Raw genomic sequence first — 13,675 nt, forward strand, 5'->3', positions numbered from 1 at the left:
ACCTGCCAGACCCGTCCGCTCTGGTGAGGAAAACGTGGGGGCTTCCAGGCCACTGCGCGGGACTCTCAGTGCGAAGAGTTCAGCGCCAACACGTCGGCGACGCAGGTGATGCGGACGCCCGGAAGAAGTCCAGCCAAGGTCTGCGCGAGCCTCGGACCGAAGGTCTGCGACATGATCAGCACCGAGACGGGCGGCTGGGCCAGAAGCTCCTCGCGGTTCTCGATCGGCGCGACGAACCCAGGGTAGAACTTGCCATGCGCGCTTTCGTCGTCGTCGAAGAAGCGCACCGCGTCCAACCGGAGCCCAGCGATCTTGGCGACGTTCACGAACCGACTCGGTACGTACACTCCGAGTCCTCGACCGTCGCGGGTGCTGTCTTCGACAAATTCGCGGATGAGCGCGCTTTGGGCTTGCATCTGGCGCGCGTAGCGCTCCGCCAGCTCAAGCGCCTCCGGCACCTCAACCAATTCGACCGGTTGCTCGACCGGAGTGATGACGCAATAGAGAGAACCGCCGAAGGACGCGGTCTCGAGAACATCGACGTTCAACCCAGCCATCCGGACCGTGTTGGTGAGCGTCCGGCGATCGAAGTAGCTCCAGTGCTCGTGGAACAGCGTCGAGGCGTCACCCGAGTTGATGTAAGCGCTCTCGTCGGGGACACCGATGATGATGCGACCGCCGATAGCCAGCTGGCTTGCGATCACGCCCAGGAAATCGACCGGGTCTTCGAGGTGCTCGAGCACGTTGCTGAGCACGATGAAATCGAACAGCCCGGTCACCTCGGGCGAAGGGAAGAAGTCGTGCACAATCTCGACGCCGATCTCCCTCGCCCCATCCTGCCCATGCGCGCCCGGCTCGATCCCGAGTACGACGCCACCACGGTCTCGAAGCTGGCCGAGGAGGTAACCGGTTCCGCTCCCGATCTCCAAAACGCGACGTCCCTTAAACTCGCCGATCTCCCGGTCGATGAACGCGAGGAAGTCGTCGGCGTAGATACGCCCGATCCCCGACGCGTCGAAGTTGCTCGGCATCGCGTCGGCAGTGCGGTACGCGATGCCGAGTGCATCAGCGACGGCCAGGTTCTGACCCTGGCTGACGAGGCCCGTGCGGGTGTCGACTCCGAGCACAAATGGCAACGCGTCGGGAAGGCCAGATATGTTGTGCGGGCGATCGAGTGCACCCATAACGAACGGAAGTGAGTCGACGTGCCAGAGGGCGATGACGCGCGAGTGGGGCAAAGTCGACACGTGACCGACGTTAGTGCAACGGCTGGAGCGGCTCGTCCAGCACCCGGCGCAACTCCCGTGTCATCGCTGCCCCGGAGACGCTCGCCGATGCGTGATCGCGCACCCAACGGGCGCCGCGTCGGGCGAGCGGCTCGAGCCGATGCGGCTCATCTAGCAGCAAGCGCAGATGGGTGTGGACGCGGTGCGGCGGCGTCACCAGCCACGCTTCCGCGGAGTCCTCGGGGAGCTGCAGCTCGACCCGCGGATCCGCGCTCGTGATCAGCGCAGCGCCGGCGGCCATCGCCTCGACGCCGAACACGCCCGGGGTGAACGCGTAGAACTCGTTCATCACGATGTGCGCGCGTCGGAGGGCGGTCTTGACCTCCGAGTTCGGCACACCAATGAGCTCCACATACTCGAAGTCGTAGCCGTCCTCGAGCAACGCGGCGACGGCGGCCCTCACCAGCTGGGTGCCCTTGATGATCGGCGACGAGGGGGCGTGCACCACGACGAGACGATCGAGGTCATCGAAACGATCGAACGAGGTGGTGATCTCGTCATCCGGGTAGAAATACCGCGTGGGCAAGGTGGCGCGTTCGAGATAGCTGCGTTGGTCGACATCCGCGTTGTAGATGAGGTCGGCGTACCTGTCGGCGACCGCGGCGACCCGCCGCTTGATGTCGTCGTAGGCGTCGGAGCCGAACACCGGATTAACGTCGGCCAGGTAGGTGGCGAGATTTGGATGCCCCGACTCACGCTCGAGCTCACGCATGCGCTTCGGGGAGCGGATGTCGTTGCCGGTGAATGAGCAGACGATCGCGATGCCACGGCGTCGAAGGAATCGGAACTCGTGTTCGCGGTAATCGCGTCCCGAATTCAGGAACCCCTCGGAGCCGACATACACGAATCCTCTAGTGCGCGCCGCGAGGCTTCCGAGTTTCCACGGTCCGAGGAACAGGTCGCGCCGATTCGCTGCTCCGGGCAGCCTGCTGAGCGGACCCGGAGACCATCCATAAGGCACGTCGTAGTAGCGGTGCCGAGCGAGCACGACGGACATGGAGTCGGGGACGGCGCGGGCGATGTCGAAGACGAGCGACGCGATCTCGTAAGGTCCGACCACCCAGTCGATATCGGAACTCGAGCCGCCCCGGCGGATCCTCGCGATGAGGTAGGCGAGCCGGAGCACGACGATCTGCACGACAAACCGCAGACCCCCGATCATCCGCCGCACGATGGTCACGGCCTGCAAAACTTGACGTAGAAGCTCTTAGGCACGCGGTTGAGTTTCATGAGCACCCAGAACAGCGGGCGCAGCCTCTCGAACCACTTCTTATAGGTGGGGTAGTCGCGGTAGGTGTGTTTCGGCGCGGTCATGAGCGCGTCGAACCGCGCATCGTCGTAGCCGAGACGCTTCTTGAGCAACTCGATGAGTTGCGGATCGGGATACCGGGGGGCGATGAATCGCTCAAGGGCCACTTGACGCTCCATCTGCCCGGATCGGATGAGAGCTGAAAACTCGATCTGACGGAAGTTGACGCCGAAGCGCTTGGGCATGAAGTAGCTGTGACAGAACGCCGAGAAGCGATTCTCGAGGTGGTGGCCGCCGTACCATTCCCACCCGTAGCGATCAGCGAGAAAGCGCTTGGCCTCCTCCTTGTGGTAGTCGACCCAGTAGAGGGGGCGCGTGCGCTCGATCCCGGAGAAGGCCGACCACTTCAGAAACTTGAGGAAGTCGAGGTTGGGGTAGGTCTTCATCGGGACAGTCCCGAACTGGCGGTGCACCGACTTGATGTATCCGCCGTCCATGTAGATCCATCCGCGGGGAGCGATTCCCTCGGTGCGGAACGAGTGCCCCTCGACGATGTGTTTGATGCCGTGCTTCTCGGCGGCGCGGTAGAGCACTCCCATGAAACCGATATCTGTCGGCGTGTCGATGTCGATGACCCCGGCCTCGATGAACGACCGGTAGATGTCGTCGTACTCGGTGTTGTCGACGACATAGGTCTCGAGGTCGACGCCCAGCTTGTCAAGCACGGCGTAGATGTTGGAGGTCGCCACCGGAGAGTTCCAGGTGTTGTCGAAGTGCACCGCGAGGGGGCGTACCCCCAGTTCGACCAGCAAGTGGGCAAGATACGACGAGTCCGTGCCGCCGCTCACCCCGATGATGCAGTCGTACTTCTTCCCCTCCCCCGATCGCTTCAGCCGCTCGGCGAAGGCGTGCATCGCCGCAGTGCTGGAGGCACCGGTCGGGTACTGCGCGTCGAGCTCGTCGTGGAGCGAGCAGTAGTAACAGATCGGGCCCTCGTCGAGACGCGCGCCCGGTACGTCGGACGTCGTGATGCACCGCTCGCACATGACAGTCGTCGAGAGATCCCGTCCCGGGATCTCGTACCGCGCATCGACGTGGGCGTCATCCTCTACCCCGACCGATCGATGCTCTCGTTCTTCCTGGAACAGGGCGGTGAGCTGTGCGCCGCTCGGGTAGTTGATGAGCACGCTGTCACGTCCACCCTGCATCACGAACTGGCTGCCCGCGGCGACTGCCGACGCGCCAGCTTCGAGGATCGGCTCGGCGAGGTGCTCCCGCGTGCCAGCACCGCCGTGCGCGATGACCGGCACTTCGGGCAGGAGGCGGGTTACTTCCCGAACGAGTTCGAGATCGATACCGGCGCGCGTTCCCTCCCGGTCGATGCTCGTCACCATGATCTCGCCAGCGCCGACCTCCGTTGCGAGTCGACTCCACTCCTGCAGCCGAAGCGGCGAGAGTTCGGTGCCTCCCCGACCGAAGATGCGGTACTCCCCGTCGTATGCACGCACATCGACCGCTGCGATCACTGCCTGCGCCCCGAGCGCCCGCACTGCGTCGGCGACAATCTCCGGAGTGTTAAGCAGCGTCGTATTGAAGACGATCTTCTCGAAGCCTTCGCGCACCAGACGGTCGGCCTGTTCGACCGAGCTGACTCCGCCGCCGTAGGCCAGGGGCACGAAGCACTCGGTGGTGAGCCTTCGCAGGTAGTCGAGCTGGATCGGCGCGCCGCGCGCGGCCCCGATATCGAGAAGCAGCATCTCGTCGACCTCGAGATCGTTGAAGATGCTGAGGACGTTGACCGGATCGCCGACGTATTGCGGGTCCTCGAACCGACGGGTCTTCACGAACCTGTCGTTCTCGAGGAGCAGGGCCGGGATGACACGCGGACGGATGCTGAGCATCAGGACCGTCCGAAGTCGGCCAGGAGGCGCGCACCCATGCGATGGCTCTTCTCGGGATGGAACTGCGCACCGACGACGTTTCCGCGACGGATCATCGACGCGAACGGTACGCCATAGTCGGTGATCGCCATCGTGTCGGACGAGTCGGACGGGTCGGCGTAGTAGGAATGCACGAAATAGAAGCGATCGCCGTCGAGGACGGCGGGAAGCACGTCGGCGTTCCCCTGCCGCGTGACTGTGTTCCAGCCCATATGGGGAACGCGGAGCGCCTCCTCGCCCACGGTCCGCGGGAAGCGTCGAACTGTTCCCGGCACGATTCCCAGCCCGGGCTCGTCGCCTTCTTCGCTGCCGTCCAGCAGCAGTTGCATGCCGAGGCAGACGCCGAGCACACGGTCCCCCGCGGCGGCCTTCGCCGCGACGACCTCGCCGAGTCCCGAAAGTCGAAGTCTCGACGCCGCGGTGTCAAACGCGCCGACTCCCGGCAGAATAATCCGCTCAGCCGCGGAGATGACGTCAGCGTCTGCGCTCAGCTCGCTGCTCAGACCGGTCTTGCGGATCATGTTGGCGATCGATGCGACGTTGCCGACTCCGTAATCGACGATCGTGATGTCGACGGTCATCGACGCCCGGATCTCACCGAGGCGATCGCGCTCGCGAGCGTCGAGGCGACCTGCTCGACATCAACACTGGTGAGTTGGGGGTACAGAGGAATCGTGAGCGCCGACTGGTGAGCTCGGGTTGCCGCAGGTAGGGACTCGTCGGGGATGCCGAAGCGCTCGCGGAAATACGGTTGAAGGTGCATCGAATAGGTGCCGAGGGTGACCTCGACATCGTCACCCTTCATGATGTCGATGATCCTGTTCCTGTCGATGTCCTCGTCGAGGAGCACGACGTACGACTGATAGGAGTGCTGCAGTCCCGCCGGGACGGCGGGGACGCGCACGCCGTCCATGCCGGACAGCACGGCGTCGTATTCTGCTGCGACCTCGCGCCGTCGACGGAGGATCTCATCCAGCCGCGCCATCTGGGCAATGCCGATGGCCGCGTGCACATCGCTGAGCCGGTAGTTGTAACCGGCGTCGATGAAGGACATGAAGTGGGAACCGCGCACAGAGCCATGCGATCGCAGCACCCGCATCCGATCCGCAAGGGCTTCGTCGGAGGTCGTGACCATGCCGCCCTCCGCCGTCGTGATGATCTTGCGAGGATGGAAGGAGAAGACACCCGCGAGAGACAGGGTTCCAGCTTCGCGGCCGTGGTACGTCGCGCCGAGCGCGCACGCCGCATCTTCGATGACGGGTATGCCGTGACGCATCGCGATCTCGTTGATCGGGTCCATATCGGCGGTGAGCCCGAATGCGTGCACGGGCATGATCGCCGTCGTGCGCGATGTGATGGCGGCCTCGAGAAGCGCAGGGTCAAGGTTGAAGGTATTGATGTCGATGTCGACAAAGACTGGCGTCGCGCCCTGCTGCACGACAACGTTCGCGGTGGCAGGAAAGCTGAAGTCCGGGATGACGACCTCGTCACCGGGCTTCACCCCGGCCGCGTGAAGGGCCAGGTGAAGGCCGGTCGTTGCGGAGCTAACCGCGAATGCCTCCGCGCTCCCCGTGCGTGCGGCGATCAGCCGCTCAAATTCTGCGGCGCGGGGACCCTGGGTCAGGTACCCAGACTCGAGCACCTCCCCGACGAGCCGGAGCTCCTCGGCTCCGGTGAGGGGGATGTTCAGCCTCATACGAACACAGCCTGATACCAAGCCACCGTCTCACGGAGTCCTTCGTCGCTGAGAGCCGCAGGCTGGCGCCCGAGGTAAGACGTGAGGCGGGAGACGTCGGCCTGGTGAGACCTCACGTCGCCCGGCCGCTCGGGCGTGTGCACGACCGGATGATTCGGCGCATCCATGATCTGCAAGATCTGGGAGACGAGAGCGTTGATCGACGTCGGCACCCCGGTGGCTACGTTGAACTCTAGGCCGCTGCATTCCGGGCTTTCGGCGATCGCCACCGTCAGATCCGCAGTATCGCGGACGAAGGTGAAGTCTCGGGTCTGCTCCCCGTCGCCGTGAATTTCGATCGGCACGCCGCTCATCACGCGCTGAACGATGATGGGGATGATGCCCGCATAGGAGCCGGGATTCTGGCGCGGTCCGTAGTTGTTGAAGGGCCGCACGGTCGTCGCGTCGATGCCGAACGTACGCACATAGGAGCGGATGATGTGATCTTCGGCTGACTTCGCTGCAGCATAGGGCGTGATGGCATCGTGCGGATGGTCCTCATCCATCGGGGTGTACCTGCTGGTGCCGTAGGCCTCCGAACTCGACATGTGCACGAGTCGTTGGATGAGCCCGCGACGCGCCAGCTCGCAGAACGTAGTCGTGATCCCGATGTTCGTGTGGATCGTCCAGGACGGGTAGGTCAGGGACGTGGGCAGGGGGACGACAGCCAGGTCGAACACTGTCTCGATCTCGTGCGCGATCACGACGTCCTGCATGGCGGCGAGGTCCGACGCGTCGAGACGCAGGATCTCGAGGTCGTACTTGCTGCGTGCGTCGTCAAGATTGCTCTCGTTACCGAGGAAGAAGTTGTCGACGACCACGAGGGTGCTGGGCTCCTCGAGCACCAGGCGGTCGACGAGGTGGCTCCCAATGAAGCCCGCGCCTCCCGTCACCAGCACTGAACGATTTCGGATCGACACGTTCGATTGCCCTTCTAAGAGGTGTGGGGGGACGCTACCCAGCCCCGGTCGATTATACGGAGGCGGACCTTGGCGCTCCTGCGTCGTGCCGCATCGCCAACGGCTTCGGTGCATTCGAGACGCCACGACCCGCGATGGCTGCCCGCCGCGCAACGGAGGAGCCTCCTAAGCTCGAGGCCATGCGGATCTTGAGCGTTGTCGGTGCGCGACCGCAGTTCGTGAAGGTCGCGCCGATCGCCGCCGCAATGGAAGGCCGCGCCGACCACCTCATCGTTCACACCGGCCAGCACTACGACGACCTGATGAGCGACGTGTTCTTCCGCGATCTCGGCATCCCTGCTCCCGCGGTGAACCTCGAGGTCGGATCCGGGAGCCACGGGCGGCAGACCGGGCGCATGCTCGAAGGCCTCGAACGCGAGTTCGAGCGCCTCTCACCCGACTGGGTGCTCGTTTACGGCGACACCAACTCGACAGTTGCTGCCGCGCTCGCCGCGGTGAAGCTCCATCTGCCGGTCGCGCATCTCGAGGCGGGCCTTCGCTCGTTCAACCGCCGGATGCCGGAAGAGCACAATCGCGTTCTCACCGATCACGCCGCCGATCTGCTGTTCGCACCGACTCGCGCGGCGATGGCGCACCTTGAGCGCGAAGGACTCGCGGAGAGGTCACGTCTCGTCGGAGATGTCATGACCGATGTGCTCCATCGCACTCGCGACCGCGTGCTCGCAGAATCTCGACTCGCGCCGCATGGCCTCCCGGCGAGTGGGTACTACGTAGCGACCATCCACCGCCCCGACAACACCGACGACCCCGAGCGCCTTCGCGCGATCGTCGAGGCGCTCGCCGACCTTCCTCTCCCGGTGCTCCTGCTCGCGCATCCCCGGCTCCGCTCGCTCGCGGCGCAACATGGCATCCTGCTCGAAACGGGCGCGTTGCGCGTCTCGGACCCCCTCTCCTACCCCGAGCTCGTTGCCTCGGTTCTGCACAGCGCGGGCGTTGTCACCGACTCGGGTGGCTTGCAGAAGGAGGCTTTCCTACTGCGCGTCCCCACAACGACCGTGCGCCCAGAGACGGAGTGGGTGGAGACTGTCGACCTCGGCTGGAATGTTCTCGTGAACGACCCGGAACAGATCGCAGCTGCCGTTTCACGTCCGGTGCCGAAGGCAACGGACGCCGCACCATACGGCGATGGGCACGCCGCAGAGGCGGTCGTCGACGAACTCCTGGGGGAGGCACGGTGACCCGGGCGCGCCTGCTCATCCTGTCGTTCTCCGACATCTCGGCAGATGCGCGAGTGCTCAAGCAGGTCAGGTTCTTCGCCGACCGCTACGACGTGACCACCTACGGCTACGGGCCGAGCCCCGACCCCCGAGTCGAGCATGTGCGCCTCGACGACACGCTTGGCGTACGACGGTGGACCCGACGAGACCTCGTTCTGCGACGCTTTCACAAGATCTACTGGGGCCAGCCGGCGATCCAGCGGGCACAAGCCGACCTCGAACGCCTCGAGCAGTTCGACGTCATCCTCGCCAACGATGTCGACGCGGTTGGCCTCGCCCTCGCTCTGAAACCCGCGCGGGGGGTCCACGCCGACATCCACGAGTACGCACCCAGACAAAACGAGGAGCTGCTGATCTGGCGGGCCTTCGAGGCTCCGTACATGCGCTGGATGTGTCGACGGTTCCTGGTGCGTGCCGCCTCAATGACCACTGTCGGCCACGGCATCGCCGACGAGTACCGCCGCGTCTACGGTCTTCGCGCCGGCGTGGTCACGAACGCCGCCCCCTACTCCGAACTGGAGGCACGGCCCGCCGGCTCCCCGATCCGCCTCGTGCACAGCGGTGCGTCGCTTCGCAACCGGAGACTCGAGGTGCTCGTCGACGCGGTGGCCGCGACGACGAATGACGTCACGCTCGACCTTTACTTGATGGGCAATGACCCCGAGTACGTCGTCGAGCTGCGCGAACGCGCCGCGGGCGCCGGCCGCGTGCGGTTCCCCGATGCCGTGCCCTACGCACAACTCATCGCCCGTCTCAACGAGTACGACATCGGAGTGCACGTCATGGCCCCGACCAACTTCAACAACCGCTGGGCGCTTCCCAACAAGTTCTTCGACTACGTGCAAGCGCGCCTCGGGTTGATCATCGGCCCGTCGGCCGAGATGCAGAAGATCCTCGTCGCTCACGGGTTCGGCTCCGTATCCGACGATTTCGGAGCGGCGGCTCTCACCCGGGTGCTCGACGACCTGACACCGCCACAGGTCGACGAATGGAAGGCGCATGCTGTTGTCGCCGCCCAGGCACTCTCATCCGAGACTCAGGTGGAGATCTGGGGTGCAGCGGTGGACGCGCTCGCCGATCGGGCGCACACGTGACCAGCCCTGTCGTTGATGTCATCATCCCGGTGCACACCGATCGCCGTCCGATCGCTCGGGCGACGGCATCGGTTCTCGCGAACACTTCGACCGACACTCGGGTCACCGTCGTTTGCCACAACGTCGCAGCGGACGCGATCGCTGCATCCCTCGGGCCTTGGAGCGGCGACCGGCGGGTGCGGCTACTGTCTCTCGTCGACGGCATCCCCAGTCCCGCTGGTCCGCTCAACGCGGGGCTCGACGCGGCAACCGGCGAGTTCACCGCGCTCCTCGGCTCAGACGACGAGTACGAGCCCGGAGCGATCGACGCCTGGCTCGCGGTCGCGCGAAGAGACGGCGCGGATGTGGTCATCCCTCCGCTCCGCACTGTGCAGGGAGGCCCGACACGCAGCCCCCCGACGCGACCATTCCGGACGAGTCGGCTTGACGGCGTCCGCGACCGTCTCGCCTACCGCACCGTGCAACTCGGACTCGTATCGCGGCGACGGTTCGGTGACATCAGGATGACGACCGGGTTGCGGTCCGGCGAAGACGTCATCCAGGGCGCCTCAATCTGGTACTCCGACGCGCGGATCAGCGCCGCCCGTGGTCCGGGTTACCTCATCCACGAGGACGACCCACATGCTCGCACGTCGAGCAGCGTCAAGCCCGCCGCCGAGTCACTGCTCTTCCTCGAAGCCATCCTCGAACGGGGATTCGTCGCGACGCTGAGCTCATCGCAGCGCGAGTCGTTCGCGATCAAACTGTTGCGCACTCACGTGATGGACATTCTCGGGGCGAGCCTCCAAGCGGGGGGTCCGGCAGACGACCTGGCCGCGCTCTCCGCAGGGGTGCGACGCATTGTCGAACTCGCTCCCACCGCCACCGCAATCCTCAGTCGACGCGAGGCACGTATCGTCGCCGAGCTGGGCCGCGGCGCCGACCGTGACCGCCTCGGTGCCGAGCTCGCGATCCTGACCGACTTTCGCCGTCCGGCTAACCTCATCCCGGCATCGCTACCGCGGTTGCTTCACCGCGAAGCGCCACTACGATTCCTCGCGGCAAACGCTTTCATGCGCTGATCCCGAGGAAGGGCGCGAGCGCAGCAGCCGATCGGGCGCCGTTATGCACGGTCTCCACAAAGGCTGGACCCGCCTCACGAAGTGAGTCGAACGCTGCGGGCTCAGCCGCGGCGCGCCGAAGCTCACCCTCAAGCGACTCGATGGTCGCCTCGTGAATCGGCAGCTCGAGCCCGGTAGCTGATCGCACGGCGGCTCGGGTGGTGTCGTCGACGTGCCCCATCACGAGCAGCCCCGCTGACATCGCCTCGCAGGCGGTCACGCCGTAGCTGCCGATCGCGAACTGGTCGAGTACGACGTCGGCCTCGGCGTAGAAGTCCGGCATCGACGCGTGCGGGATGCCGACGACCTGCCGATAATCGATGACGCCTTCCCCGGCGAGCCGATTGAGCATCGGCACGACTCTTTCGGTGCCCTTAAGCCACATCTGCGTCGGTGCGTGCACGACCACGAGGGGCCCGGGCGATCGGGGGGCGACCGCTTTGTGCCACACCGAGGGTTCGACGACGAGAGGGCACCAAACGGCATCGGGCACCCACCGCAACAAGTCGGGCGTTGACACGAACACGGGCAGCCCCGACTCCGCGGCGAGTGATGAGTTTCGCGCGGCGTTCTCCTCGAGCGCGTGGACCGGCCCCGAGGGGCTCCGGAATGGTGACCAGAGACTCCCTGCGGCATGGCGCGAGGGCGGACGGATGTCGCTCCCGTGGAACATCAGCGCGCCACTGATGCCGAGCGCGCGAAGCCGCGCAAGTTCGATGAGAACGGAGCCGTAGGCGCGACCGAGCAGCGGCAGCCCGGACTCCCAAATCACGTGAGTCTGCCCGGCCATGAACGCCTCGAACTCGTCATGCCACTTGCCGGAGCGCTGGTAGACACCGACCGGGACGCGAAGGTCGACCTTAGGGAAATACGGATCGACGATCCCCTCCATGGCCACAGCCTCGACTGCCGGCAGATGGCTTTCCACGGAACGGGCCCACTCGTAGCCCTGCCCCGCCGAATTGGCCGGGCCGATCAGGAGGCGTACAGCTTGTCCGGCCGTCGGAGGGACGGGGGGCACGTCGTCATCGGAGTAGCGAAAGCGCGCGACATCCGCCAGTCGACCCAAGTGCCCCTCGCCTCGGGCGATGCGGTAGGCGAAACGGCGAAACCACGCAGGTCCTTCGTCTAGCAGCATGACGGTGTCGCGCATCGCACCTCCGCCCCAGACATTACTTCGCAAGAGTCTACCGATCGGCGTGGGATGTCGGTCAGGAAGGCCTAGCACGCCGCTGATACCGTCATCGAGATGAAACATCTTTGGCGCGTGTTCCGCGATCTCCTGCCACTCTTGCCTGGTCGCGCTCGGCAATTCCTCGTCGCCTACGTCGTGTGTACCGCAGTGCTCGCGCTCTTCGACGTCGTCGCGATGTCGCTGCTCGTGCTCATCATCACCCCCGTCGCGGCTGGGACGGCGGTAGTGCTCCCCGTGATCGGCGCGCTCTCTGCCGACGCGACTCCGATCCTCATTCTGATCGCGTGCGCACTCATCATCATCAAAAGCATCCTCTCGGTGGGGATGCACTGGATCGCCACCCGTCAGTTCGCCATTTACGAGTATGAGATAGGGGCACGCCTGTTCCGTGCGTACCTCAACTCGACGTGGGAGGAGCGTTCGAAACGAAACACGGTGGAGTTCACCCGCATCGCCGATACCGGCATCTCCGTCGCAATGTCGAGCTTGGTGCTTTCCCTACTGATCATCCCGGGGAACGTCCTGACCATCGTGCTCACTCTGGGCGTCCTCATCTTCGCCCAGCCCGTGACGGCCGGACTCGCCCTCGTCTATTTGGGAATCGTCGCGTTCATCATCAACCAAGTCGTCACCAAGCGCACCCTCGACGCAGCCCAGAGGAACCTTGACTTCAGCTTCCGCATCGCGCAGCTCTTGACCGAAATGGTCGACGCTCTCAAGGAGCTCACCCTGCGCGGCCGCCTTGGCCAGATCCAGGAGGTCGTCGGCCACCACCGTCAGTCCGCCGTCAAGGCACGCGCCACGCTGTCCTTCCTGTCGATCATCCCTCGCTACAGCTATGAGGCCGCCCTCATCGGGGGCTTTCTCCTCATCGGCGGCGTCGGTTACCTGATCGGGGGGCTGAGCACAGCCGTCGTCGGAGTCGCGCTCTTCGGGGCTACCGGCATCCGACTCATCCCGGCGCTGACGGGTATCCAAGGTTCGGTCATCACCGCGACGGCCAGCGTGCCGTGGGTCAAAGACGTCATCAGCGACCTGCGCGGCGCGGAAGCCAACCCCACCGATGCCCTGGGCGGAACCGACGCGGTCGAGCTACCCGAGGAGCCACGCTTACTGCAGCTCAGCGGAATCCGCTTCAGCTATCCAGCCAACGACGGGGATGTGCTTCTCGGGCTCGACCTCGAGGTGCCCCTCGGCTCCTCACTCGGGATCGTGGGCCCGAGCGGTTCCGGCAAGTCAACACTGATCGATCTGCTACTCGGGTTGCGCATGCCGACGGCGGGGACGATCCGACTCGACGGCCAGCCGCTGTCCGACGTCATCCACTCGTGGCGTTCCCGGATCGGCTACGTCCCGCAGCGGGTGACCCTGTTCGACGGGACCATCGGTCAGAACGTCGCACTCACCTGGGACGACGACTATGACCGTGAAAAAGTCCTCGAGGCGCTCGAGAAGGCCCAGCTCAGCTCACTGATTGCGGCACGCAAGGGCGGGATCGACGAACGAATCGGGGAACGCGGGATTTCGCTCTCCGGCGGTCAACAGCAGCGACTCGGGATCGCCCGCGCTCTCTACTCGGACCCGCTTGTGCTCGTTCTGGACGAGGCCACGAGCGCACTCGACACTAAGACGGAGGACGATGTGGTGCAGGCGTTGAAGGCACTCCACGGCGAGATCACTCTCATCGCCGTCGCCCACCGCATCTCCACGATCAAGGACTACGACCAGATCTGTTACCTCGATAGGGGGCGGATCCTCGGCAAAGGTACCTTCCAGGAGCTGGCAGCGGCACTTCCACAGTTTGGACTGCAGGTGCAGCTCGCGGGCCTGAGCGAACGCGAGCCGGACCTTCTCTCAGGACTCTGACTGGCTCGTCAGG

At 65.0% G+C, this 13,675-nt stretch carries 11 protein-coding genes; 4 read left to right on the forward strand and 7 right to left on the reverse strand.

All coding sequences use genetic code 11. The annotated features are described in order from the left end of the window. Positions 1-65: 65 nt before the first annotated feature. From ABIR17_RS02530 to ABIR17_RS02555, 6 genes are read right to left on the reverse strand one after another with little or no spacing between them, the layout of a single operon-like run. Positions 66-1,247, reverse strand: coding sequence for a class I SAM-dependent methyltransferase (locus ABIR17_RS02530; RefSeq protein WP_348002788.1), 1,182 nt, complete (start codon positions 1,245-1,247; stop codon positions 66-68). Positions 1,248-1,257: 10 nt separating this feature from the next. Beyond that, positions 1,258-2,466: a hypothetical protein gene (locus ABIR17_RS02535; protein ID WP_348002789.1), complete on the reverse strand. Its 1,209-nt coding sequence runs from the start codon at positions 2,464-2,466 to the stop codon at positions 1,258-1,260. Further along, a complete protein-coding gene (locus ABIR17_RS02540) occupies positions 2,463-4,436 on the reverse strand; it encodes a HisA/HisF-related TIM barrel protein (protein WP_348002790.1) in 1,974 nt (657 codons plus the stop codon). Before ABIR17_RS02540 ends, ABIR17_RS02535 begins: the two co-directional genes overlap by 4 nt. Beyond that, positions 4,436-5,056 carry an imidazole glycerol phosphate synthase subunit HisH gene (gene hisH / locus ABIR17_RS02545; protein ID WP_348002791.1) on the reverse strand — a complete coding sequence of 207 codons (621 nt, stop codon included), beginning with the start codon at positions 5,054-5,056 and terminating at the stop codon, positions 4,436-4,438. Before hisH ends, ABIR17_RS02540 begins: the two co-directional genes overlap by 1 nt. Then, on the reverse strand, positions 5,053-6,171 hold the full coding sequence (locus ABIR17_RS02550) for a DegT/DnrJ/EryC1/StrS family aminotransferase (RefSeq protein ID WP_348002792.1): 1,119 nt from the start codon (positions 6,169-6,171) through the stop codon (positions 5,053-5,055). The genes hisH and ABIR17_RS02550 overlap by 4 nt, the downstream gene beginning before the upstream one ends. Further along, complete coding sequence (locus ABIR17_RS02555) at positions 6,168-7,130, reverse strand: NAD-dependent epimerase/dehydratase family protein (RefSeq protein ID WP_348002793.1); 963 nt, start codon at positions 7,128-7,130, stop codon at positions 6,168-6,170. The genes ABIR17_RS02550 and ABIR17_RS02555 overlap by 4 nt, the downstream gene beginning before the upstream one ends. Positions 7,131-7,309: 179 nt before the next feature. On the opposite strand from ABIR17_RS02555, the gene wecB reads away from it, so the two are divergent. Genes wecB through ABIR17_RS02570 form a run of 3 tightly spaced genes read left to right on the forward strand, consistent with a single transcriptional unit; the run spans position 7,310 to position 10,562 of the window. Beyond that, positions 7,310-8,368: a UDP-N-acetylglucosamine 2-epimerase (non-hydrolyzing) gene (gene wecB, locus ABIR17_RS02560; RefSeq protein WP_348002794.1), complete on the forward strand. Its 1,059-nt coding sequence runs from the start codon at positions 7,310-7,312 to the stop codon at positions 8,366-8,368. After that, complete coding sequence (locus ABIR17_RS02565) at positions 8,365-9,501, forward strand: glycosyltransferase family 1 protein (RefSeq protein WP_348002795.1); 1,137 nt, start codon at positions 8,365-8,367, stop codon at positions 9,499-9,501. The genes wecB and ABIR17_RS02565 overlap by 4 nt, the downstream gene beginning before the upstream one ends. Then, positions 9,498-10,562 carry a glycosyltransferase gene (locus ABIR17_RS02570; protein WP_348002796.1) on the forward strand — a complete coding sequence of 355 codons (1,065 nt, stop codon included), beginning with the start codon at positions 9,498-9,500 and terminating at the stop codon, positions 10,560-10,562. The genes ABIR17_RS02565 and ABIR17_RS02570 overlap by 4 nt, the downstream gene beginning before the upstream one ends. On the opposite strand, the gene ABIR17_RS02575 is transcribed toward ABIR17_RS02570, so the two are convergent. Next, on the reverse strand, positions 10,552-11,754 hold the full coding sequence (locus ABIR17_RS02575) for a hypothetical protein (RefSeq protein ID WP_348002797.1): 1,203 nt from the start codon (positions 11,752-11,754) through the stop codon (positions 10,552-10,554). The genes ABIR17_RS02570 and ABIR17_RS02575 overlap by 11 nt on opposite strands. 96 nt (positions 11,755-11,850) lie before the next feature. Here ABIR17_RS02575 and ABIR17_RS02580 point away from each other — a divergent pair, with 96 nt between their 5' ends. Then, positions 11,851-13,662, forward strand: a complete 1,812-nt coding sequence (locus ABIR17_RS02580) for an ABC transporter ATP-binding protein (protein ID WP_348002798.1) — start codon at positions 11,851-11,853, stop codon at positions 13,660-13,662. The last annotated feature ends 13 nt before the right edge of the window (positions 13,663-13,675 follow it).

Source organism: Pseudolysinimonas sp., assembly GCF_039912695.1.
GTDB lineage: Bacteria > Actinomycetota > Actinomycetes > Actinomycetales > Microbacteriaceae > Pseudolysinimonas_A.

Bases quoted from the DNA above. Each gene is read 5' to 3' on its own strand.
- ABIR17_RS02540 (WP_348002790.1), bottom strand. From the start codon at position 4,436: ATGCTCAGCATCCGTCCGCGTGTCATCCCGGCCCTGCTCCTCGAGAAC.
- hisH (WP_348002791.1), bottom strand. From the start codon at position 5,056: ATGACCGTCGACATCACGATCGTCGATTACGGAGTCGGCAACGTCGCA.
- ABIR17_RS02550 (WP_348002792.1), bottom strand. From the start codon at position 6,171: ATGAGGCTGAACATCCCCCTCACCGGAGCCGAGGAGCTCCGGCTCGTC.
- wecB (WP_348002794.1), top strand. From the start codon at position 7,310: ATGCGGATCTTGAGCGTTGTCGGTGCGCGACCGCAGTTCGTGAAGGTC.
- ABIR17_RS02575 (WP_348002797.1), bottom strand. From the start codon at position 11,754: ATGCGCGACACCGTCATGCTGCTAGACGAAGGACCTGCGTGGTTTCGC.
- ABIR17_RS02580 (WP_348002798.1), top strand. From the start codon at position 11,851: ATGAAACATCTTTGGCGCGTGTTCCGCGATCTCCTGCCACTCTTGCCT.